This window comes from Phenylobacterium terrae (assembly GCF_042681205.1).
Classification (GTDB): Bacteria; Pseudomonadota; Alphaproteobacteria; order Caulobacterales; family Caulobacteraceae; genus Phenylobacterium; species Phenylobacterium terrae.
In genome coordinates this window covers 204,508-224,892 of sequence record NZ_JBHUEY010000006.1, presented here as the reverse complement: position 1 = coordinate 224,892, position 20,385 = coordinate 204,508, and the positions used below count along the sequence as shown (strand labels likewise).

At 71.2% G+C, this 20,385-nt stretch carries 19 protein-coding genes; 9 read left to right on the top strand and 10 right to left on the bottom strand.

Annotated elements, in window-relative coordinates:
* Window positions 1–9: 9 nt before the first annotated feature.
* The 5 genes from ACFSC0_RS15440 to ACFSC0_RS15420 form a co-directional block, all read right to left on the bottom strand.
* Window positions 10–654 (bottom strand): hypothetical protein, encoded by a 645-nt coding sequence (locus ACFSC0_RS15440; RefSeq protein WP_377284120.1) that lies wholly within the window; start codon window positions 652–654, stop codon window positions 10–12.
* A 10-nt stretch (window positions 655–664) separates the two neighbouring features.
* A complete protein-coding gene (locus tag ACFSC0_RS15435) occupies window positions 665–1,393 on the bottom strand; it encodes a hypothetical protein (RefSeq protein WP_377284121.1) in 729 nt (242 codons plus the stop codon).
* Window positions 1,394–1,454: 61 nt separating this feature from the next.
* A protein-coding gene (prfB, locus tag ACFSC0_RS15430; protein WP_377284122.1) for a peptide chain release factor 2 occupies window positions 1,455–2,568 on the bottom strand; the annotation gives its coding sequence in 2 pieces (ribosomal slippage) (window positions 1,455–2,498 and window positions 2,500–2,568; 1,113 coding nt in all).
* Window positions 2,569–2,624: 56 nt separating this feature from the next.
* A complete protein-coding gene (locus ACFSC0_RS15425; RefSeq protein ID WP_377284123.1) occupies window positions 2,625–5,039 on the bottom strand; it encodes a penicillin-binding protein 1A in 2,415 nt (804 codons plus the stop codon).
* A 93-nt stretch (window positions 5,040–5,132) separates the two neighbouring features.
* Entirely contained in the window at window positions 5,133–6,317 is a 1,185-nt protein-coding gene (locus ACFSC0_RS15420; protein WP_377284124.1) for an N-acetylmuramoyl-L-alanine amidase family protein, read from the bottom strand.
* Window positions 6,318–6,714: 397 nt separating this feature from the next.
* On the opposite strand from ACFSC0_RS15420, the gene ACFSC0_RS15415 reads away from it, so the two are divergent.
* The 3 genes from ACFSC0_RS15415 to ACFSC0_RS15405 are packed head-to-tail and all read left to right on the top strand — an operon-like array spanning window position 6,715 to window position 11,468.
* Complete coding sequence (locus tag ACFSC0_RS15415) at window positions 6,715–9,246, top strand: Rne/Rng family ribonuclease (RefSeq protein ID WP_377355201.1); 2,532 nt, start codon at window positions 6,715–6,717, stop codon at window positions 9,244–9,246.
* Window positions 9,247–9,302: 56 nt separating this feature from the next.
* A complete protein-coding gene (locus tag ACFSC0_RS15410) occupies window positions 9,303–10,700 on the top strand; it encodes a M48 family metalloprotease (protein ID WP_377280927.1) in 1,398 nt (465 codons plus the stop codon).
* A gap of 36 nt (window positions 10,701–10,736) precedes the next feature.
* A complete protein-coding gene (locus ACFSC0_RS15405; protein WP_377280926.1) occupies window positions 10,737–11,468 on the top strand; it encodes a DsbA family protein in 732 nt (243 codons plus the stop codon).
* A gap of 105 nt (window positions 11,469–11,573) precedes the next feature.
* Here the strand turns inward: ACFSC0_RS15405 and ACFSC0_RS15400 are convergent, their stop codons facing one another.
* The gene (locus ACFSC0_RS15400; protein WP_377280925.1) at window positions 11,574–11,936 is read right to left on the bottom strand and encodes a hypothetical protein; all 363 of its coding nucleotides are present in this window, start codon (window positions 11,934–11,936) and stop codon (window positions 11,574–11,576) included.
* 229 nt (window positions 11,937–12,165) lie between these two features.
* Between ACFSC0_RS15400 and ACFSC0_RS15395 the strand changes: the two genes are divergently transcribed.
* Window positions 12,166–12,351 carry a hypothetical protein gene (locus tag ACFSC0_RS15395; protein ID WP_377280924.1) on the top strand — a complete coding sequence of 62 codons (186 nt, stop codon included), beginning with the start codon at window positions 12,166–12,168 and terminating at the stop codon, window positions 12,349–12,351.
* Between the two features lie 94 nt (window positions 12,352–12,445).
* Here the strand turns inward: ACFSC0_RS15395 and ACFSC0_RS15390 are convergent, their stop codons facing one another.
* Entirely contained in the window at window positions 12,446–13,237 is a 792-nt protein-coding gene (locus tag ACFSC0_RS15390; protein ID WP_377280923.1) for a thiazole synthase, read from the bottom strand.
* Window positions 13,234–13,437 carry a sulfur carrier protein ThiS gene (thiS, locus tag ACFSC0_RS15385; protein WP_377280922.1) on the bottom strand — a complete coding sequence of 68 codons (204 nt, stop codon included), beginning with the start codon at window positions 13,435–13,437 and terminating at the stop codon, window positions 13,234–13,236. The genes ACFSC0_RS15390 and thiS overlap by 4 nt, the downstream gene beginning before the upstream one ends.
* Window positions 13,438–13,509: 72 nt before the next feature.
* On the opposite strand from thiS, the gene aroQ reads away from it, so the two are divergent.
* The 4 genes from aroQ (at window position 13,510) to aat (ending at window position 16,632) form a co-directional block, all read left to right on the top strand.
* Complete coding sequence (gene aroQ / locus ACFSC0_RS15380) at window positions 13,510–13,947, top strand: type II 3-dehydroquinate dehydratase (protein ID WP_377280921.1); 438 nt, start codon at window positions 13,510–13,512, stop codon at window positions 13,945–13,947.
* A gap of 22 nt (window positions 13,948–13,969) precedes the next feature.
* Window positions 13,970–14,446: an acetyl-CoA carboxylase biotin carboxyl carrier protein gene (gene accB / locus ACFSC0_RS15375; protein ID WP_377280920.1), complete on the top strand. Its 477-nt coding sequence runs from the start codon at window positions 13,970–13,972 to the stop codon at window positions 14,444–14,446.
* A gap of 4 nt (window positions 14,447–14,450) precedes the next feature.
* Window positions 14,451–15,803, top strand: coding sequence for an acetyl-CoA carboxylase biotin carboxylase subunit (gene accC / locus ACFSC0_RS15370; RefSeq protein WP_377280919.1), 1,353 nt, complete (start codon window positions 14,451–14,453; stop codon window positions 15,801–15,803).
* Between the two features lie 181 nt (window positions 15,804–15,984).
* Window positions 15,985–16,632: a leucyl/phenylalanyl-tRNA--protein transferase gene (gene aat / locus ACFSC0_RS15365; protein WP_377280918.1), complete on the top strand. Its 648-nt coding sequence runs from the start codon at window positions 15,985–15,987 to the stop codon at window positions 16,630–16,632.
* On the opposite strand, the gene ACFSC0_RS15360 is transcribed toward aat, so the two are convergent.
* Together ACFSC0_RS15360 and ACFSC0_RS15355 are read right to left on the bottom strand one after the other, a co-directional pair.
* Window positions 16,530–17,264, bottom strand: a complete 735-nt coding sequence (locus ACFSC0_RS15360; RefSeq protein WP_377280917.1) for a DUF2155 domain-containing protein — start codon at window positions 17,262–17,264, stop codon at window positions 16,530–16,532. The two genes, aat and ACFSC0_RS15360, sit on opposite strands and share 103 nt — an antisense overlap.
* Window positions 17,265–17,274: 10 nt before the next feature.
* On the bottom strand, window positions 17,275–17,670 hold the full coding sequence (locus tag ACFSC0_RS15355) for an NADH:ubiquinone oxidoreductase subunit NDUFA12 (RefSeq protein ID WP_377280916.1): 396 nt from the start codon (window positions 17,668–17,670) through the stop codon (window positions 17,275–17,277).
* Between the two features lie 173 nt (window positions 17,671–17,843).
* On the opposite strand from ACFSC0_RS15355, the gene ACFSC0_RS15350 reads away from it, so the two are divergent.
* Window positions 17,844–20,384, top strand: a complete 2,541-nt coding sequence (locus ACFSC0_RS15350; protein ID WP_377280915.1) for a TSCPD domain-containing protein — start codon at window positions 17,844–17,846, stop codon at window positions 20,382–20,384.
* The last annotated feature ends 1 nt before the right edge of the window (window position 20,385 follow it).

Sequence of the window (20,385 nt, the reverse complement as noted above, 5' to 3'; positions counted from 1 at the left end):
GGGAAAGGCCTAGTCCTTGGCGCAGGCGCTCCGGTCGCCCGACTTGCAGGCGGCGACCTGAGCCTGCCAGGCGGCGCGGTCGGCTTCGTACTGGGCCTTGCGGCGGGCGGCTTCGGCCTCCGTCGCGGCGACCGCCTCGCGATAGGCCTTCTGCTGGGCCTCGAAGGCCGCCATGGCGGCCTGGTGCCTGGCCTCGGCGGCCTTTTCCCGCGCCTGCGCGGCCGCATTGCGCTCGCTGATCTGACGGTTCAGGGCCTGGACGCCCGTATCGACCTCCCAGACCGTCCGATCGCCGATGTCCCTCCCCCGCCAGTCGAGGGTCACGAATTTCACCTGCGGGTCGTTCTCCGGTCCAAGGGTGGTCACGCGCTTGAGCTCGGCCGTTGCGGCGGCCTCGCTGTCGGCCCAGGTGCAGGCGACGGCGTCGCGGTGCGCGCCCGGGGCCAGCAGCCCCACCGAGGCGAGGTGTTCGGCGTACTGGCCCCGGTAGGAGTCCAGGAAGTCGAGATCGCCCTGGAACGGCCGGGTCACGGCCACCGCGTTGGCGGTGTCGTTCTTGGCGCCGCAGATGAACCAGGCCGGCGCGGCCTGGGCCAGCGCAGCGGACGGGGCGAGCACCAGGCCCGCGCCCAGCAGGATGAGCGACAGCTTCATCGGCGATCCTCTACTGACGGGAAGCGCCGCAGCCCCGTTGGCCGGGGCCGCCGCAAGGCGTCGACTTGGAGGGCGCATTCTTCCAGGCCTCGAAGGCGGCCCGAGCCTCGGCCTGGCGCCGCACCTCTTCGGCCTTGCGCTGCTCGGAGCGCTTACGCTCCGCCTTCTGCTCGGCTTCCTGGCGCAGGATCTCCTGTCGCCGCTCCGCACGCTCCGCCTGAGTGGGGCCGCTCACGATGATTGCGGGACCGTTCGAGGGTCCCGACGGCGGAGGGGCCGCGGTCACCTGCCGCCGTTTCCCCGAATAGGGGGTGAAGTTGCCGACCGAGCCGCCGGTCAGGGCGTACTCGAACTCGAACAGCGGAGCCCCGTCCTCCTGCCAGCGCTCGGCCATCTCGGCCCGGTACTTCTCGGCCAGCTCACGGGTCGGCCAGCCTTCGCACCGCGGGTTCGTCACATGGGTCTCAATGCCGGCGGCGTCGAAGGACGCCTTCAGACGGGCCTCCATGCGGGATTCGGTGTAGGGGCCGTTGGGATCACCATGGAAATTGCTTTCCGTCCGCGTCACGCGCCCGGGCATCACCTGGGTGATGAACGCGCGGCTGGCGGCGTTCACCCCCTCGTAGGTGGCGCAGTAGGAGAAGCCGGGCTCGGCGTCGGCCGGAGCCTGAGCCAGAGCCTCGCCCGCCATCAGGGGCAGCGCCAGCGCCGCTCCCCACATCCAACGCTTCACTGGCATGCCCCCGCATCCGACAGCGGAAGCTAGGGCTTGCGGTCGCGATTCGTCCACGTGTCCGCGGCTAGGCCGCCCGGGTCGCCCCTACCCGCTGCGCCAGCGAGGCGGCCATGAACGGGTCGAGGTCGCCGTCCAGGACGCCCTGGGTGTCGGACGTCTCGACGTCGGTGCGCAGGTCCTTGACCATCTGGTACGGCTGCAGGACGTAGCTGCGGATCTGGTGGCCCCAGCCGATGTCGGTCTTGGAGTCCTCCAGCGCCTGCTGGGCGGCTTCCCGCTTCTGCAGCTCCAACTCGTACAGTCGCGCCTTCAGCATCTTCCAGGCCCGATCGCGGTTCTGGTGCTGGGACCGTTCGGTCTGACAGGCCACGGCGATGCCGGTCGGGATGTGCGTCAGGCGCACGGCCGAGTCGGTCTTGTTGACGTGCTGGCCGCCCGCGCCCGAGGCCCGGTAGGTGTCGGTGCGCACGTCGGCCGGGTTGATCTCGATCTCGATGGCGTCGTCGACCACCGGATAGACCCACACCGAGGCGAAGCTGGTGTGCCGCCGGGCGCTGGAATCGTAGGGGCTGATGCGCACCAGCCGGTGGACGCCGGCCTCGGTTTTCAGCCAGCCGTAGGCGTTGGGCCCCTTAACCTGCAGGGTCACCGACTTGATGCCGGCCTGTTCGCCGGCGGTCTCTTCGATCACGTCGACGGTCATGCCGTGCGCCTGGGCCCAGCGGCTGTACATCCGCATCAGCATCAGGGCCCAGTCGTTGGACTCGGTGCCGCCGGCGCCGGAATTGATCTCGACATAGGCGTCGTTGCCGTCGGCCTCGCCGCTCAGCAGGGCCTCAAGCTCGGCCCGCGCGGCGCGCTCCTTCAGCGAGGCCAGCTGGGCGCGGGCCTCCTCGAGGGCCGACTCGTCGCCTTCGGCGTCGGCCAGTTCGGCGTACTCGACGGCCTCGGCGAGGTCGCGCTCGAGGCCCTGCACGGCCTCGACCTGGCTGGCGAGGCGGGTGCGCTCGCGCATGATGGCCTGGGCGGCCTCAGCGTCGTCCCAGAGGGTGGGATCCTCGACCCGGGCGTTCAGCTCGTCGAGCTTGCGAAGGGCAGGTTCCCAGTCAAAGACGCCTCCTGAGCAGTTCGATCGACTGCTCGATGTCGGCCGAGGAGGCCTGGACATCCGCTCTCATGGAGAAGGGCTCCGTGGGGGGGTGAATGGGCCGCGCGATATAGGCCGCGGCCCGGCTCAATACAATCCGCTCATGTCGTCGGCGGGCCGCTTGGGCGGCGGGGGCGGCGGCGGGCGCACGGCGTCGGCGGCGTTGTCGGCCCCGGAGATCCGACCGCCCGGCCAGGCCTTGGTGTAGGGCTGCGGGCCGCGCGGGGTCCGCGCCGCGCCGGCCGCGCTGGACACCGGCTGACGCGCCTGCGGCTCGGTGCCGGGCCGGAACGCCTCGCGGATGCCGCGCACCATGCCGAACTTGGCGGTCTTCGGCGGCTTGAACTCGGTCTTCGGCCAGTCCTTCGCGGCCTCGGTCATGAAGTCGATGAAGATCGGCACCGCTGCGGTCGTGCCCGTTTCGCCGTTGCCGAGGCTGCGGTTGTCGTCGAAGCCGACGAACACGCCCACCACGACCTGCGGCGAGAAGCCGACGAACCAGGCGCTGCGGTACTCGTTGGTGGTGCCGGTCTTGCCGCCCACCGGCCGATCCAGCACCCGCGCCGAGGCGGCGGTGCCGCGCAGCACCACGCCCTCCAGCATGGAGGTGATCTGGTAGGCGGTGACCGGATCCAGCACCTGCTCGCCGCCCGGCGGGATGCGCGGGCTCTCGTCGCCGGCGAAGCCGGCGTCGCAGCGCGGGCATTTGCGGTCGTCCGCCTTGAGGATGACCTCCCCTTCGCGGTTCTGGACCAGCTCGATCAGGTGCGGGTTGATCTTGCGCCCGCCGTTGACGAACGAGGCGTAGGCGGCGGTCAGCCGGAAGGGCGTCGTCTCCCCTGCCCCCAGCGACATCGACAGCACAGGCGCCATGTCCTCGACCACGTCCATACGCTTGGCCAGGTCCACGACCTTGCGCATCCCGACGCCCTGGGCCAGGCGCACCGTCATGGTGTTGCGCGACAACTCCAGGCCCCGGCGCAGGGTCAGCGCGCCGTAGTACTGGCGGTTGTAGTTCTCCGGCCGCCAGACCGAGCCCGGCGTCGCGCCCGGCAGGCTGATCGCCGAGTCCATCACCACGCTGGAGGGCGTGTAGCCGTTCTCCAGCGCCGCGGCGTAGACGATCGGCTTGAACGCCGAGCCGGGCTGCCGGTAGGCCTGCGTGGCCCGGTTGAAGTTCTGCAGCGAGAAGGAATAGCCGCCGACCATGGCCAGCACCCGGCCCGAGTAAGGCTCGATCGCCACCAGGGCGCCGTTCACCGCCGGAATCTGACGCAGACGGAAACCGCCCTGCTCGCCCGGCTCGACGAAGACGATGTCGCCGATGTTGAGGCCCTTGCCGCGGTTGGCCCACGCGACGTCTTCGCTGACCAGCTCGCCGGCGACGTTCTCCACGGTCAGCACCTTGACCCCGCCGGCCGTGTCGGTGACCACCGCATGGCGCCACTCGGCGCGCTCGGCGGGACGGGCGACCTTGAGGGCGGACTTCTCCCAACCCGGGGCGATGTCGATGCGGAACCGGGCCCCGCGCCAGCCGTGGCGGCGGTCGTAGGCCTCCAGCCCCTTCATCAGCGCCACCCGGGCGGCGGTCTGCAGCCGCGGATCGAGGGTGGTGCGCATGTAGTAGCCGCCTTCCAGCAGCTCATCGCCCATGGTGGCCAGGCCGCGGCGGCGGACCTCCTCCACGAAGTAGTCGGCGTCGCGGTACCTCGCCCGCGCCGGCGCCTGCTGGACCTTGAGGTCCTCGGCCATGGCCTTGCGGGCCTCTTCGTGGCTCACCCAGCCCAGCGAGGCCATCTCGCGCAGGATCCAGTTGCGCCGCTCCAGCGCCTGCTGCTTGCGGCGGATCGGGTGGTAGTTCTGCGGCCCCTTCGGCAGGGCGGCCAGATAGGCGGCCTCGGCCAGGGTCAGGTCGTTGATCGACTTGCCGAAGTAGTTGTAGGCCGCCGCGCCCACCCCGTAGGAGCGGTAGCCCAGCCAGATCTCGTTCAGATAGAGCTCGAGGATCTGCTCCTTGGTGAGCACCCGCTCCAGACTGCCGGCGAGGATCGCCTCCCTCATCTTGCGGCCCAGCGTGACGTCGCTGGTCAGAAGGACGTTCTTGGCCACCTGCTGGGTGATGGTCGAGCCGCCCTCGAGACGCCTGCCCTGCACCAGGTTGAAGACGTTCTTGATCATCGCCCGCGTCAGGCCCGCCGGATCGACGCCGCCGTGCTGGAAGAAGCTGCGGTCCTCGGCGGCCATGAACGCCTGCACCAGATTGGCGGGCATGGCGTCGTAGGGCACGTAGATCCGCCGCTCGCGGGAGAATTCCCCGATCAGGGTGCCGTCCCAGGCGTAGGCGCGGGTGGCCGTCGGCGGCCGGTAGTCGGCCAGGTCCGCGGCGTCGGGCATGTCGTGGAACAGCCAGGCGGCGTAGATCGCCAGGCACAAGCCGGCCACCGCGATGGCGGAGAGCGCCGTGACGCCGGCGACCGCGAGCCATCTTTCAGGGGGTTTCAAGACCGTTTCGCCTCCGCGGGGATCTCCTCCCGCCCAGAGGGGTTCGTCTAGACCCGTTCGCGAAGGGCGCCAACGGCCAGTTGGCCGGCCGCGTCAGCGCGCCGCGAGCTTGGTGTGCTCGGCGAAGTAGGCGTCGATGGCGTCGCCGACGGCGTTCATCAGCCGCGTGCGGTGGGCCTTGGAGCGCAGGTTCGCCTCGTCGCGGGCGTTGGTCAGGAAGCCCATTTCGAGCAGCACGGCCGGCACGTCGGGGGCCAGCAGCACCGCCAGGCCCGCCTCCCGGTGGCTGCGGCGCAGCAGCGGGGTGTGGTCGTCGATGCCGTCCAGCAGCACCTCGGCGAAGGCCGCCGAGCGGTTCTTGGTGGCCCGCTGGGTCAGGTCCAGGAGGATGTCGCGCACGCCGGTGTCGGAGGCGCTGGCGCTCATGAACCAGTCCTCCTTGTTGACGAACTTGGCCGACCGGTGGGCGGCCTTGTCCGACAGGGTGTAGACCGAGGCGCCGCGCAGGCCGTCCTCGGCGCCGGCGTCGGCGTGCAGCGAGATGAACAGGTCCGCGTCGGCCCGGCGGGCGATCTGCACCCGGCTCTCCAGCGGGACGTACTGGTCCGAGGCGCGGGTCATCACCACCTTGTAGCGGCCGTCGCGCTCGAGGCGGGCCTTCAGGGCCTGGGCCGCCGCCAGCGTGAGGTCCTTCTCCACCGACTTCTGGCCCTGGGCGCCCGGGTCCTTGCCGCCGTGCCCGGCGTCGATCACCACCACCTTCTTCAGGCGCAGCGGCGCGGCGCGGACCTGGGTGGGACGGCTGGTCAGCTGGGCGGACTTGGCGGCGGCCGGATTGGCGGCGGCCAGGTCGATGACGTACCTGTAGTGGGCGATCCCGTCGGCGGGCGGCAGCAGGAAGCGGCGCTTGATGGTCGCATCGGCCGCGAGGTCGAGGCGCAGGCGGGCGGCCCCGCCGCTCTCGTCCAGCACCCAGCTCTTCACCAGGCCGTAGCGGCCGCCCTGCAGCGGCTGGTCCACGCTCACGCCCGGCAGGGCCACCACGACGCGGCGGTCGCCCGAGCCGTCGGAACTGACCCGGCCCGAGGCCGAGCTGTCGAGATCGATGACGATTCGGGTCTCCGCGGCGCTGCCGCCCACCCGCACCTTCTTCACGCCGCCCGGATCGGCCGCGGCGTGGGACGCGGCGAAGGCGGTCAGCGCGGCGACCGCCGCGAGGCCGACGACCCCGATACGCACCGCCGACCGCTGCAACAGACCTCGTACGCGCGCGAGCATGCCTCGCCCCAGCCACTCAACAGAAGGGTCTGAATACTACGCAAGGCGCGGGTGCATAAATGGTTAAGCAGACGTTGCGACCGACAGCCGCTTTCCTTTTGGTCCCCGGTGTTGCAATGTCGCGCCGCGTGAACGCGCCCGGCCATCTTCGCAGGCGCCGCGTTCGCCGACCCCCCGCGTCGCCAACGGCTGTCACCGGCCCCGACGCACTCATCCGATCGCGCGCCGCCCGGCGCGTCTTGGGAACACATTATGGGCAGCGTCGCACGAGCCCCATCTCGGCCTCTCACCGCCCGCGCCGCCACTGGCGACGCGATCCGCGGACCCGCGCGCGCCCCTCATACAAGCTGGCTGCGCCCAGGCCTTACGGCCCCGGCGCGCCGCGGAGATCCGCTTAATGACAAAGAAGATGCTGATCGACGCCGCCCACGCCGAAGAGACGCGTGTGGTGCTCGTCGATGGGAACCGCGTTGAAGATTTCGATTTCGAGAGCCAGAGCAGGAAACAGCTTCGGGGAAACATCTATCTCGCCAAAGTCACCCGCGTAGAGCCCTCGCTCCAGGCGGCCTTCGTCGAGTACGGCGGCAACCGCCACGGTTTCCTGGCCTTCAACGAAATCCACCCCGACTACTACCAGATCCCGGTCGCCGACCGGGAGGCGCTGCTGCGCGAGGAAGCCGAGGAGGACGACGCGCCCGTCGTCGCCCGTGAACTCGACGCCGACGACGAGGACGCGGTCGCCGCGGCCGACGACGACGACGACGTCATGGAGGAAGAGGTCGCCCGGCGCCGCCGGCGGCTGATGCGCAAGTACAAGATCCAGGAAGTGATCCGCCGCCGGCAGATCATGCTGGTGCAGGTCGTCAAGGAAGAGCGCGGCAACAAGGGCGCGGCCCTGACCACCTACCTCTCCCTGGCCGGCCGCTACGGCGTCCTGATGCCCAACACCGCCCGCGGCGGGGGCATCAGCCGCAAGATCACCACGGCCACCGACCGCAAGCGGCTGAAGACCGTCGTCCAGAGCCTGGACGTGCCGCAAGGCATGGGCCTGATCGTCCGCACCGCGGGCGCCAAGCGGACAAAGGCCGAGATCAAAAGGGATTACGAGTATCTCCTCAGGCTTTGGGAGAACATCCGCGAGACCACCCTCCACTCGATCGCGCCGGCGCTGATCTACGAGGAGGAGGACCTGGTGAAGCGGGCGATCCGCGACCTCTACGACAAGGACATCGAGGGGGTCTGGGTCGAGGGCGAGGCCGGCTTCAAGGAAGCGCGCGACTTCATGCGCATGCTGATGCCGTCGCAGGCGAAGAAGGTGCAGCTCTACCGCGAGCCGACGCCGCTGTTCGTCAAGCACAAGGTCGAGGACCACCTGTCCCAGATCTATTCGCCGGTGGTGCCGCTGCGGAGCGGCGGCTACCTGGTGATCAACCAGACCGAGGCCCTGGTCGCCATTGACGTGAACTCCGGCCGCGCGACGCGCGAGCGGAACATCGAGGCCACGGCGCTCAAGACCAACATGGAAGCGGCCGAGGAAGCCGCCCGCCAGCTGCGGCTGCGCGACCTGGCCGGCCTGATCGTCATCGACTTCATCGACATGGATGAGGCGAAGAACAACCGGGCCGTCGAGAAGAAGCTGAAGGACTCGCTGAAGGACGACCGCGCCCGCGTGCAGATGGGCAAGATCAGTCCCTTCGGGCTGATGGAGATCTCCCGCCAGCGCCGCCGCACCGGCGTGCTGGAGGGCACGACCCACGTGTGCGAGCACTGCGGCGGCACCGGCCGGGTGCGCTCAGTCGAATCGAGCGCCCTGGCGGCGTTGCGCGCGGTCGAGGTCGAGGCCCTGAAGGGGGGCGGCGAAGTGACCCTGAAGGTTCCTCGCGCCGTCGGCCTCTACATCCTCAATGAGAAGCGCAGCCACCTGGCGCGCCTCAACGAGACGCTGGGCCTGTTCGTCACGGTGGTGATCGACGACGCCCTGCCGCACGCCGAGCACGAGATCGAGCGGACCTCCTCCGAGCCGCGGCCGGACCACGTGCCGGTCGCCTCGGCGCCGGCCGCGGCCTACGCCCCGGCGGTGGACGAGGAGTTCGAGGACGAGGAGCTCGAGGCGGCCTTCGACGAGGAGGACGAGGAAGAGATCGAGGCCGAAGCCGATGCCCGCGCGCCCCGCCGCGAGGCCGACGCCGGCGAGGCCGAGGGCGGCCGGGGCGGCCGCCGCCGCCGCCGCCGCCGCGGCCGCCGCGGCGAGGAAGCCCGCGAAGGCGGCGAGCGCCCGGTGATCGAGGTCCGCGAAGGCCGCGAGCCGCGCGAGGAGGACGAGGGCCAGGCCCGCCGTCGCCGCCGCGGCCGCCGCGGCGGTCGCCGGATGCGCGAGGAAGGCCGTCCGTCCGACGTCTACGCCTGGATCCGCCCCTGGGCGCCCTGGGGCGAGGACCCGTTCGTCTGGCACGACCCGGCCGAGGACCTGCGTCCGGCGGCTGAAGCCGCCCCGGCGCCCGTCGCCGCGACGGCGCCTGTCGAGGCCCCTGCCCCCGAGCCCGTGACCGAAGCTGCCCCGCCGGCCCCGCCGGCCGCCGCCGCCGCGGACGAGGAGATCTGGGTCGAGCTGCCGGCTGCGGAAGAAAAGCCCAAGCGGGCTCGCCGCTCGCGCAGCAAGAAGGCCGCGCCCGCCGCCGAGGCGGCCGCACCGGTCGCCGAGGAGGCCGCAGCGCCGCCTCCGGCCGCCGAGGCTGCGCCGGAGCCGGCCCCGCCTGCGCCGGAACCCGAGCCGGCCGCGGCCGCCGAGCCGGTCCGCCAGCCGGAGCCGGAGATGGCCGAGGCCGCCGCACCGGCGCCACGCGCCGTCCGGCCGCCGCCGCAGGAGGATCCGGCCGAGATCTCGGCGCCGCCGCCCGCGCCGCGGCGAGGCTGGTGGCGCCGCGGCTAAGGCGTTAGGCTCCAGGCGGAGCCATATTTGGGGGGAGTGTTCGGAGATTGTTCGGCATGGCCGCCCCTAAGTTCTGGTCCCGCCTGGCGTCCGCCCTTGCTGTCGCCGCCTCGCTTCTCATTCCGCCTGCGCAGGCCCATGCGCAGGGGATGTCGCTGATCCGCGACACCGAGATCGAGGCGACCCTGCGCGGCTACCTCGATCCGCTGATCGTGGCGGCCGGCATGGAGCCGAAGAACGTCGAGTTCCTGCTGATCGGCGACAAGGACCTGAACGCCTTCGCCGGGCCCGGCGTCATCGGCCTGCACACCGGACTGATCCTGGAATCGGAGACCCCGAACCAGATCCAGGGCGTGCTGGCGCACGAGGTCGGACACCTGTCGGGCGGCCACTCCGCCCGCTCGGGCGAGATGAACCGGGCCGGCCTGCGCCCCTTCCTGCTGACCATGGGCTTGGGCGTGCTCGCCGCCCTCGCCGGCTCCGGCGAAGCGGCCGCGGGCCTGGTCACCAGCGCCCCCTACTTCGGCACCCTGGGCGCCCTCGGTCACTCGCGCGAGCAGGAGCACCGCGCCGACCAGGCCGGCGCCCAGATCCTCGAGCGGGCCGGCGTGTCCGGCAAAGGCCTCGTCGAGTTCTTCAACAATTTCCGCTACCAGGAGGTGTTCAGCGAAGCCCGGCGCTACGCCTACTTCCGCAGCCACCCGATCTCCTCGGACCGGATCTCGGCCCTGCAGGCCAAGGTCAAGACCCTGCCGTCCTACGGAAAGGAGAGCCCGCCGGAGATGGTGGCCGAGTACGATGTGATGAAGGCCAAGCTCGACGGCTTCCTGAACCCCAGCGTGGCGATCACCAAGTACGGCGAGAAGGACACGAGCTATCCGGCCCGCTACGCTCGCTCGATCGCCTACTACCAGCTCAAGCAGCCCGACAAGGCGCTGAAGATCATCGACGAACTGCTCGTGGAGCAGCCCGAGAACGCCTACCTGTGGGAGCTGAAGGGTCAGATCCTGTTCGAATTCGGACGAGCCAAGGAGGCCGAGGCGCCTCAGCGGCGGTCGGTCGAACTGATGCCGGAGGCGCCGCTGCTGCGCATCAACCTCGGCCAGACGCTGATCGCCCTCGACGATCCGGCGAAGCTGGACGAGGGGATCGCCGAGCTGCGCAGGGCCGTCACCCAGGAGGACGACAACGCCGTCGCCTGGCGGTTGCTGGCGACCGCCTACGACCGCAAGGGCGAGGAGGGCCTGGCCCGGCTCGCCACCGCCGAATACAACTTCGCCATCGGCCAGGCGCAGGAAGCGCGGGTCTTCGCGATGCGCGCCCGGGAGAAGCTCTCCAAGGACACCCCGCAGTGGCGGCGGGCCACCGACATCGTGCTGGCTTCCCAGCCCTCGAAGGAGGACCTGCGGGACCTGGCGAAAGAGGGCTCGATCGCACGCGGCTCGATCCGCTGAGCTTGGTTTAACCCCAGTCCGGGCCATCTTACGTCCATGAGTTTCCGATTCGCCTTGGCGCTCGGCGCCGCCGCCCTCGCCCTCGCCGGCTGCCAACGCTCCTCTGACGCGGCGTTCGGCCAGAAGGTCCGCGCCTACCTGCTCGAAAACCCCGAGGTGCTCGTCGAGGTCAGCCAGAAGCTGGAGGAGAAGCGCACCGCCGAGGCCGCCAACCTGGCTCGCGCCGGCTACGAAAAGCATCAGGCGGCCCTGGAGCGCGATCCGCGCGACGTGGTCGCCAACCCGAACGGGGCCATCACCGTCGTCGAGTTCTACGACTACAAGTGCGGCTACTGTAAGCTGGTGGCCTCGGAGATCGCGACGCTGATCCGCGAGAACCCGGACGTGCGCTTCGTCTTCAAGGAGTACCCGATCTTCGGCGGCGACTCGCTGGTCGCCGCGCAGGTCATGGCCTCGCCCGCCGTGCGGCCCAAGGCGCTCGAACTGCACCAGCGGCTGATGTCCGAGAAGGCGCTCGACGCCGCGGCGATCCAGCGCAACCTGGTGGCCGTCGGCCTCGATCCGAAGGCCGTTCAGGCCTCCGCCGAATCCGAGGCGGTGCGCCAGCACCTGACCGACAACCATCGGCTGGCCGAGGCCCTGGGCATCCAGGGCACGCCCCACTTCATCGTGGGCGGGACCTCCGTCTCCGGCGCCGACATGGACGCCCTGCGGCTGGCGATCGCCAAGGCCCGCGCCGGCGGCGCGCAGCAGGCCGCCGCCAGCTAGCGCGCAAAGAAAGGCCGCCCGCCCCGGGGAGGGAGCGGGCGGCGAGTTTGGGCCGATGGAACCGGGGGGATCAGAGGTTCGCCGGCCGCGTGTTGACGCCCCACATCAGGCTCGCTTCTCCTCACAGGCGCCGCTCCCGGTGGTCAGGGTGCAGCCCCGCTCGCAGTACATCCGCGCCGTGTTCCCGGCCCCGTCCGTGCACTCGGCGACCGAGACGCCCGACGCGCAGGTCCCCTTCCCCGTGCCGGTCGACAGGCGGTAGGTGACGCCGCCGCAGGTCTTCTCGATCGAGGCGCGGGCATAGCGCACCGGGGCGGCCGCCTTCGGCGGCGCCGCGTCGGCCTGCGCCAGCTGAATGGTCACGCCGCGATCGACGGGCGGCGTCTGGCCCGAGGCCGTGTCGGCGATGGTGGCGGCGACGGCGATGGCGACCACGGCCCCGACGGCCAGCTCCAGCGGCTTCATCATCCTGGTTTCGTCCCTGCGTTTTCTCGATGCGGCCCGCCGCTCGTGTTGGCCGGGTGTTTAGGAGCGCTCGCGGAAGGCGAGCAGATGCAGCGTCGCACGGCGAGATGCGCCACCGTTGCAGCGTCTGTCTGCAACCGGTGCAGGCCCGGTTGCATGGCGTTGCATTTCGGGGAACAGGGCTTCGCCGCGACGGGTTGAGCCCTCGACCAGCCACCCGAGGAGTCCCGCCATGGCCGAACCGAACACCGACCGCTCCGCGCCTCAGGGCGACAAGCAGCCCGGCGTCCAGGGCGCCGACGGACGCAAGACCAACCCGGACCAGCCGATCGAGAACCGCGACGACGTCACCAACAAGGGCGGCCAGATCGCCCAGGACAGCGAGCAGTCCACGGGACTGGGCAGCGGACAGGCTTAGGGGTTGGGGTGACAGGTAGGCCGCACGCGGCCAACCCGTCACCGGCGGATCTTGGTGACTGGTTGGGCGCAGCCCTACCTGTCTCGCCGCAGAACTAGATCATCCCCGACAGCGGGCTCGAGGGATCGGCGTACATCCGCTTGGGCATGCGGCCGGCGAGGTAGGCCTCCCGGCCGGCGATCACCGCGTGCTTCATCGCCCGGGCCATGCGGATGGGGTCCTTGGCCTCGGCGATGGCGGTGTTCATCAGCACGGCGTCGCAGCCGAGCTCCATCGCCAGCACCGCGTCGGAGGCCGTGCCGACCCCGGCGTCCACCAGCACCGGCACCTTCGACTGTTCGAGGATCAGGCCGAGGTTGAGGAAGTTCTGGATGCCGCGCCCGGAGCCGATCGGCGCGCCCGCCGGCATGATCGCCGCGGCGCCGGCCTCCTCCAGCTTCCTGGCGTAGACCGGGTCGTCGTTGGTGTAGACCATCACCTGAAAGCCGTCGGCGACGAGCAGCTTCAGCGCCCGCAGCGTCTCCTCCATGTCCGGCAACAGGTGCTTGGTGTTGGAGAGCACCTCCAGCTTCACCAGGTCCCAGCCGCCGGCCTCGCGGGCCAGCCGCAGGGTGCGCACCGCCTCCTCGCCGGTGTAGCAGCCGGCGGTGTTCGGCAGGAAGGTGAAGCGGTCGGGCTTCACGTGGTCGACCAGCATCGGCTGGCTGGGGTCCGACAGGTTCACCCGCCGCAGCGCCACGGTGACGATCTCGGCGCCCGCGGCCTCCGCCGCGGCGGCGTTCTGGGCGTAGTCCTTGTACTTGCCCGTACCGACGATCAGGCGGGAGCGGAAGGTGCGCCCCGCAACGGTCCAGGTGTCTTCGGCTTGCACGGCGCCGTCCATCATCCCCCTCCCACGAACTGCACGATCTCGATCCGGTCGCCGTCGGCGATCGGGGTCCTGGCATAGACGGAGCGGGGTACGATCTCGAGGTTGCGCTCCACGGCGACCTTGCGCGGATCGAGGCCCAGCGCGGCGACCAGGCCCGCGATATCGCGGACCTCCTGGAACGCCCGGGTCTCGCCGTTGATGGTCAAGGTCGTCATGGGTCTGTCGCCAAGTGCTTGTTACCCCAGCCCCGCCCCGGTACAAGACGCCGGAATCGACCGCGGGGCCGAATGTCGAAACCGATCTATGTGCTGAGCGGCCCCAATCTCAACCTCTTGGGCGTCCGTGAGCCGGAGATTTACGGAAAACAGACCTTGGACGACGTGCGAGCGGCCTGTGAGGCCCGCGCCGCTGCACTCGGCCGCACGCTTGTGTTCCGTCAATCGAACCATGAGGGCGAGCTCATCGATTGGGTGCAGGAGGCAAGGGAGGCCGCCAGCGCCCTGGTCATCAATCCGGCCGGCTACGGCCACACCTCCGTCGCGCTGCTGGACGCGCTGAAGATGCTCGCCATTCCCATCGTCGAGTGTCATCTGTCGAACCCGGCCGCGCGGGAGGAGTTCCGCAGGCACACCTACGTCTCCCTCGCCGCCACGGGCCTGGTCTCAGGCTTCGGCGCGAGAAGCTACGAACTGGCCGTCGAGGCCGCCGCGGGCCTCACCGCGTAAGCCTCCAACAAGGGTCTTTGTCATGGCGAGCAGTCCGAAGGCTTCGGCCGATCCGATCGATGCGCGTATGGTGCGCAAGCTGGCCGACATCCTCACAGATACCGGCCTCACCGAGATCGAGGTCGAGCACAACGGCCTGAAGATCCGCGTCGCCCGCAGCCTGACCATCCAGGCCCAGGTCGCGCCCAGCGCCTACGCCCCTGCGGCCCACGCCCCGGCCGCGCCCGCCGCCGAAGCCGCGCCCGCCGCCCCGGCCGCGCCGCGCGGGGACACGGTCAACTCGCCGATGGTCGGCACGGTCTACCTGCAGCCCCAGCCGGGCGCCGATCCCTTCGTCAAGGTCGGCGACACCGTCCAGGCCGGCCAGACGCTGATGATCGTCGAGGCGATGAAGACGATGAACCCGATCCCCGCCCCGAAGGGCGGCAAGGTCGTGGAGATCCTCGTCGAGGACGGCCAGCCGGTCGAGTTCGGCGAGCCCCTGATCGTCCTCGAGTAGGGCCATGTTCGAGAAAATCCTCATCGCCAACCGCGGCGAGATCGCCCTGCGGGTGCACCGCGCCTGCAAGGAAATGGGCATCTCCACCGTGGCCGTGCACTCCGAGGCCGACGCCGGCGCCATGTGGGTGCGGCTGGCCGACGAGAGCGTCTGCATCGGCCCGGCGCCCGCCGCCAAGAGCTACCTGAACATCCCTTCGATCATCGCCGCGGCGGAGATCACCGGGGCCAACGCCATCCACCCGGGCTACGGCTTCCTGTCCGAGAACGCCCGCTTCGCCGAGATCGTCCAGGCGCACGGCTTCACCTTCATCGGACCCAAGCCGGAGCACATCCGGATGATGGGCGACAAGATCACCGCGAAGCAGGCGGCCAGGGACGCCGGCATCCCGGTGGTCCCCGGCTCCGACGGCGCCGTGAAGACCGAGGAAGAGGCCGAGGCCGCCGCCAAGCAGATCGGCTTCCCGGTGCTGATCAAGGCCGCCGCCGGCGGCGGCGGGCGTGGCATGAAGGTCGCCGCGACGCCGGAGAGCCTGGCCGAGGCGGTCTCCACCGCCCAGGCCGAGGCCCGCGCCGCGTTCGGCGACGACGCCGTCTACATGGAGCGCTACCTCCAGACCCCGCGGCACATCGAGATCCAGGTCATCGCCGACAGCTTCGGCAACGTCTGCCACCTGGGCGAACGCGACTGCTCCCTGCAGCGCCGCCACCAGAAGGTTCTGGAGGAAGCGCCCTCCCCGGCTATCGACGCGAAGGCTCGCGAAAGGATCGGTCAGATCGTCGTCGAGGCCGTGAAGAAGTTCGGCTATCTCGGCGTGGGGACTGTGGAATTCCTCTACGAGAATGGGGAGTTCTTCTTCATCGAGATGAACACCCGCCTGCAGGTGGAGCACCCGGTCACCGAAGCCATCACCGGCATCGACCTGGTCCGCGAGCAGATCCGCATCGCCGCCGGCGAGCCGCTGTCTTTCAAGCAGTCGGACGTGGTCTTCGAAGGCCACGCCATCGAGTGCCGGATCAACGCCGAGAACCCGAAGACCTTCACCCCCTCGCCGGGCCTGGTCACCGACTTCCACGCCCCCGGCGGCCTGGGCGTGCGGCTCGATTCGGCCCTCTACGCCGGCTATTCCATCCCGCCCTACTACGACAGCCTGGCAGGCAAGCTGATCGTCCACGGCCGCGACCGCGAGGAGTGCATCGCTCGCCTCTGCCGCTGCCTGGCCGAGATGGTCGTCGGCGGGATCGAGACCACCATCCCGCTGTTCCAGGAGCTGCTGAACCAGCCCGACATCCGGGCCGGCGTCTACGACATCCACTGGCTCGAACGCTGGATGAAGACGCAGCTCGAAGCGGCGTAACAGCGCCTTCCCTCCCCTTCAGGGGAGGGCGGCCGCGGGCGCAGCGAGCGGACGGGTCGGGAAGTCCCGGCCTTGCAGAGCGCTGAACGACGAGCGCCTCACACGCTCGTCACTCCCCCACCCCGCGATGCTTCGCATCGTCGGCCCTCCCCTGAAGGAGAGGGAAAGGTAGAATGCCCCCATGTCCGCCCGTTTCGGACCCCGTGAGCTTCTCGCCTGTTACGCCCGGGGCGTCTTCCCGATGGCGGATGCGCGGGACGACGAGCGGATCTTCCTGATCGATCCGGAGCGACGGGGCGTGATCCCGCTCGACCGCTTCCACGTCTCCCGGCGGCTGGCGCGCACGGTCCGCAGCGAACCCTTCGAGATCCGCTTCGACACCGCCTTCGAGCAGGTGGTCGAGGCCTGCGCCACCGCCGCCGAGCGCGACGAGACCTGGATCAACCTGCCGATCGAGCGGATGTACTCCGAGCTCGCGGCCCTGGGATTCGCCCACAGCGTCGAATGCTGGAAAGACGGCGAACTGGTCGGCGGCCTCTACGGCGTCTCGCTGAAGGGCGCCTTCTTCGGCGAGAGCATGTTCAGCCGGGCGCGGGACGCCTCCAAGGTCGCCCTGGTGCACCTGGTGGCGCGTCTGAAGATGGCCGGCTTCACGCTGCTGGACGCCCAGTTCATGACCGACCACCTGGCGCAGTTCGGGGCCGAGGAGATTCCCCGGGCCGAGTATCAGGGCCGGCTGGCGGCCGCGCTGGCGGTGGAGGCCGACTTCGGCGCGGCGGCGACCTGCGCCGGCACGGGCGCCCTGCAGGTGATCACCCAGGCGTCGTAGACCGGGTGCTCCAGCGGGTTCAGGCCCGGCGAGGAGGCGTACATCCACCCCCGGAAGGCCCGGCGGGCCGGCGGCGTCGAGCGGCCCGGCTGGGCCCGCGGCTGGCTGTCGATCTCCACATAGGCGATGGCGTCCTCCATCGCCTCCTCGGCGGTGGCCCGCTCGCAGGCCCGCACGGTGAAGACCAGGTTCTTGTAGCGCACCGGCTTGCCGACCTGGGCCTCGAAGCGGAGCGTCTCGGCGGTGATCTTGTCGATCGCCTGCAGGATCGCGACGTTGTGCCGGATCCGCTTGGCCGGCGGCGGCTCGGGCGCGGCCTTCGCCTCGGGCGCCTTGGCGTCTTCCTCAGGCTCCGGCTCGGGCTCGGCCTTCTCGGCTTCGAGCGGCGGCGCGGGCGCCGGCGGCAGCGCCTCGACGACCTCCGGCGGGGCCTCCTCCTGCGGCGGGGCGGCGTCGACCGGCGGGACGATCAGGTCGCCCGGCGGCGCGGTCTGGACCGCCGGCGGCGGCGGCTGGGTCGGCGGCGCCGGCTGGGCCGAGACCACCAGGGCGATCGCACCGGCGCCGGCCAGCGTCGCCGCGCCGATCAGCAGCCGTCGGCTCTTGCGTCCATGGATGCCGCTCTGAGTCATCGGCCGCACTCTAGTCCGGCTTCCAGGCCTCGTAATCGCCGGTCGCCCGCGGCCGTTCGCCGCCGCGCGTCAGCGAGCCCTTGGGCCGCCAGGCGAAGCGGGTGCCCGACAGGTTCGGCAGGTGGTCCTGCTCCCAGGCCTTGCGCGGCAGGGGCGCGGTGGTCGGCGGCTCGGTGAAGGTGTGGTGCAGCCAGCCGTGCCAGTCGGGCGAGACCTTGGAGGCCTCGGCGTAGCCGTTGAAGATCACCCAGCGGCGCTTGCGCCCGTCGTAGCTGTCGGAGGTGTCCTTGGCCTCGTAGTACTTGTTGCCAAGCTCGTCCTGGCCGACGAACACGCCGCGGCGCTTGATGTGGAACTTCGCGCCCAGGGTCCCGCCGTGCCACCAGGTGAAAATCGCCTTCAACACGTCGCTTGGAACCCTTGGCTGCGCCCGAAAAATCGCGCGGACAATACCCCGCCGACTCGGGAGGGTCCAGCGCGGCGGCATTCAAGATGTTGGGGATGACCGCCCCTGCGGCCGCAACATCTATTGAGAGGACCGGCCGGCTCTCCTAACCTCGATTCGCAGGGAGCGGGCGCATGCGTATCGAAGCGGGCACGGCGAGGATCGAACGGCGGACGCTGGAGCGGACCGGCGAGTTCGTCGAGGTGCTGGCTCCCTCGTCGTGGACCAACGCCCGCCTGGAGGCCTGGCTCGACTGGGCCGGCGGCGAGCCGGCCGACCTGCCCGCCGCCATCTTCCGCTTCGCCGAGGACCTGGTGCAGAAGGGCGAGGCGCTGGGCCTGTTCGCCAGCGCCCGGGACCGCGCCGCCTTCCGCCGGGACCTGGGCGCGGCGATGCTGTCGGGGGCCCTGGCCGTGGCCCCGGCCCGCGGCCCGGCGGCCGTCCCGCCTGTCGTGCTCTCCAGCCAGCCCGACTTCGCCCGCCGCATCGAGGCCGCCCGCGCCAAGCGGCGCGGCCAGCTGGCCGCGGAAGCCGCGGCCCAGACGCTGTCGGCCCGGCTGCAGGCGGTGATGGACGCCGTGCTCCGCTGCGAGGGCGATCCTGCGGCGTGCGCCGACCCGGCCGCCAACGTCACCCTCGCCCGGGCCGCCGAAGCCGCCCGCGCGGCCGGCGCCGCCGACGCCCTGATTCTCGACGCCATCGCCCTCGCCCGCGCCGGGGAAAGCCTCTGGCGCGCCGAACCGCCCCGCTTCCCGCTGAGCGGCCCTGCCCTGCTGGCGGTCGCCGACGCGGCCGCCCTGGCCGGCCCCGCCGGCGAGGCGCTGGCCCGCACCGCCTGGGAGTGCGGCATCGTCGGGGTCGCCTTCGACGAGACGGACGCCCGCGCCCTGGCGAGCGTGCGCGGTTCGGCCCGCGCCGCCGTCAACGTCCTTGCCTTCGGGATGGACGAGACCTTCGACGCCGCCTCCTTCGAGGCCGTGGTCCGCCTCGCGGCCCAGGCCCTCTCCGCCCTGCGCCCGCAGCCGGCGCTGCTGGGCCTGGCGGGCGTGGCCGAATGGCTGGCGGCCCAGGGCCTGGCCTACGACTCGGCCGAGGGCCGCGACGCCGTGCGCGACCTATACGCCCGCGCGGCCGATGCGGTGCGGGCCGTCGGCGCGCCGCTGGACGGCGGGCTGTCGGTGTTCGACGACGCCGAACTCGCCCTGCTGCTCGGCGGCGCGCGCCTCTCGGCCGAGCCGTGGACCGGCCCCACGAGCTTCGCCGAGACGGCCGACGGCGTCGTCGTCCGCACCCTCTCCGAGGCCGCTCTTGCCGGCCTCGCCAGGCTCGGCGCGGACGCCGCCGCCGCCCGCGCCGAGGCGCTGGGTCACGGCGACCTCGCCCAGTCGCCGGGCGTCGACCACAAGGGCCTGCGCGCCGCCGGGTTCACCGACCACGAGATCGTCGCCGTCGAGGCCGCGCTGGCCGGCGCGAGCCGCTTGGCCGACGCCTTCACCGTCGAAACCGTCGGCGAGGGTTTCGTGCGCGACGTGCTGGGCGTCGGCGACGCGGAACTCTCCGACCCCGCTTTCGACCTCCTGGCGCGGGCCGGCTTCACGCGCGAGGCGATCGCCGCCGCCGAGGCTTACGCCCTGGGCTCCGGCTCGCTCGCCGAGGCCGGCTTCCTGACGCCGGCCCAGCGTCAGGTGTTCGCCTCCGCCGACGAGCTCGGGCCCGCGCCCTACCTCGCCCTGCTGGCCGCCCTGCGGCCGGTCCTCGCCGTCCCGGCCATGGCCGAGTTCACCCTGCCGTGGGACGCGGCTCCCGACGAGGCGGCCGAGCTCGTCCGCGAGGCCGCCCAGCTGGGCGCCTCGGCCGTCTGGATCCAGCGCGCCGGCCCGCCCGCCAGCGTCGTCCTCGACCTCCCCAAGGCGCCCGAGCCCCAGGCGAGGCCCATGCGCGAGGCCGCGCCCGCTCCCGTCGTGGAAGAGCGGGTCGTGGAGCGGATCGTCGAGCGCGAACGCACCCGCCGCAAGCTGCCCGACCGGCGCAAGGGCTACATCCAGAAAGCCGCCGTCGGCGGCCACAAGGTCTATCTCCACACCGGCGAGTACGACGACGGCGAGCTCGGCGAGATCTTCATCGACATGCACAAGGAAGGCGCCGCCTTCCGCAGCCTGATGAACAACTTCGCCATCGCGATCTCGATCGGGCTGCAGTACGGCGTCCCGCTGGACGAATTCGTCGACGCCTTCGTGTTCACCCGGTTCGAGCCGGCCGGGCCGGTGACCGGCAACGACTCGGTCAAGTCGGCCACCTCGATCCTCGACTACATCTTCCGCGAGCTGGGCGTCTCCTACCTGGGCCGCTCGGACCTGGCCAACGCCGACCCCGGCGAGCTCAACGCCGACGGCCTCGGCCGCGGCGAGGGCGAGGACGCCGCCGCCGCCCTGGCCGAGGGCCAGCTCCAGCCCGCCTCCCGCTTCATCTCCAAGGGCTTCTCCCGCGGCGCGGCCCCGGACAACCTGGTCTTCCTGCCCATCGGCGAGCGCAAGGCGCCCGGCCCCACCAGCCTTGAAGCCGCCGACGTCTGCGCCGCCTGCGGCGACATGGCCGTGGTCCGCAAGGGTGCCGCCCTCATCTGCGACACCTGTGGAACCCGGGCCGGGGAATACCAACCTGACAAGAGCGCCTGAT

Excerpts from the sequence above, each read along its gene's own strand:
- accB (WP_377280920.1), top strand. The coding sequence starts at position 13,970 with ATGGCGAGCAGTCCGAAGGCTTCGGCCGATCCGATCGATGCGCGTATG.
- ACFSC0_RS15435 (WP_377284121.1), bottom strand. The coding sequence starts at position 1,393 with ATGCCAGTGAAGCGTTGGATGTGGGGAGCGGCGCTGGCGCTGCCCCTG.
- ACFSC0_RS15415 (WP_377355201.1), top strand. The coding sequence starts at position 6,715 with ATGACAAAGAAGATGCTGATCGACGCCGCCCACGCCGAAGAGACGCGT.
- aat (WP_377280918.1), top strand. The coding sequence starts at position 15,985 with ATGTCCGCCCGTTTCGGACCCCGTGAGCTTCTCGCCTGTTACGCCCGG.
- ACFSC0_RS15350 (WP_377280915.1), top strand. The coding sequence starts at position 17,844 with ATGCGTATCGAAGCGGGCACGGCGAGGATCGAACGGCGGACGCTGGAG.
- aroQ (WP_377280921.1), top strand. The coding sequence starts at position 13,510 with ATGTCGAAACCGATCTATGTGCTGAGCGGCCCCAATCTCAACCTCTTG.
- ACFSC0_RS15420 (WP_377284124.1), bottom strand. The coding sequence starts at position 6,317 with ATGCTCGCGCGCGTACGAGGTCTGTTGCAGCGGTCGGCGGTGCGTATC.
- ACFSC0_RS15395 (WP_377280924.1), top strand. The coding sequence starts at position 12,166 with ATGGCCGAACCGAACACCGACCGCTCCGCGCCTCAGGGCGACAAGCAG.
- ACFSC0_RS15405 (WP_377280926.1), top strand. The coding sequence starts at position 10,737 with ATGAGTTTCCGATTCGCCTTGGCGCTCGGCGCCGCCGCCCTCGCCCTC.
- accC (WP_377280919.1), top strand. The coding sequence starts at position 14,451 with ATGTTCGAGAAAATCCTCATCGCCAACCGCGGCGAGATCGCCCTGCGG.
- thiS (WP_377280922.1), bottom strand. The coding sequence starts at position 13,437 with ATGACGACCTTGACCATCAACGGCGAGACCCGGGCGTTCCAGGAGGTC.
- ACFSC0_RS15400 (WP_377280925.1), bottom strand. The coding sequence starts at position 11,936 with ATGATGAAGCCGCTGGAGCTGGCCGTCGGGGCCGTGGTCGCCATCGCC.
- ACFSC0_RS15390 (WP_377280923.1), bottom strand. The coding sequence starts at position 13,237 with ATGATGGACGGCGCCGTGCAAGCCGAAGACACCTGGACCGTTGCGGGG.
- ACFSC0_RS15360 (WP_377280917.1), bottom strand. The coding sequence starts at position 17,264 with ATGACTCAGAGCGGCATCCATGGACGCAAGAGCCGACGGCTGCTGATC.
- ACFSC0_RS15440 (WP_377284120.1), bottom strand. The coding sequence starts at position 654 with ATGAAGCTGTCGCTCATCCTGCTGGGCGCGGGCCTGGTGCTCGCCCCG.
- ACFSC0_RS15410 (WP_377280927.1), top strand. The coding sequence starts at position 9,303 with ATGGCCGCCCCTAAGTTCTGGTCCCGCCTGGCGTCCGCCCTTGCTGTC.